Annotated in this window: 1 protein-coding gene; it reads left to right on the top strand. The window is 29.1% G+C overall.

The features are described 5' to 3' along the window. Positions 1–174: 174 nt before the first annotated feature. Positions 175–471, top strand: a 297-nt coding sequence (locus ACTHSL_RS13005) for a hypothetical protein (RefSeq protein ID WP_440381692.1), incomplete at its 3' end; no start/stop codon positions are given.

The raw sequence follows: 471 nt of genomic DNA, 5'->3' as shown, positions 1-471 counted from the left end.
CCACAACTCTAATTTTAATACATAATGAATGATAATAATAATATTAAAAATTTCCTGTGTAACTAATTTACTATATGGTTTCTGATAAGAATCATTGCAAAGATCAAACAACTTGTATTACATTGACAGTTAAGCAGTTAATTTTATCACCTCTAAAATATATCAGCATCTAGCATGCAACCTATCAAAATGGAGAGTTTTATGACTAAAAAACCATGGGAAAGAAGACTTAAAGATTTATCGCACTTGCTCAAATGCTGCATTGATACATATTTTGACCCTGAATTATTTCGCTTGAATTTGAATCAATTCCTCCAAACCGCAAGAACAGTAACATTTATTATTCAAAAAAACAAAAACCAGATTATAGGATATGACATTTGGTATAACAATAATGTTATTGAAAAATGGAAAAATGATCCATTAATGGCTTGGGCTAAAAATTCTCGCAATACGATAGAAAAACAAGGC

Origin of the sequence: Neisseria sp. P0008.S010 (assembly GCF_051962715.1) — a bacterium.
Taxonomy (GTDB): Bacteria; Pseudomonadota; Gammaproteobacteria; order Burkholderiales; family Neisseriaceae; genus Neisseria; species Neisseria elongata.
Note: the sequence above shows the minus strand (reverse complement) of the source record. Positions and strands in the feature narration are given on the sequence as shown.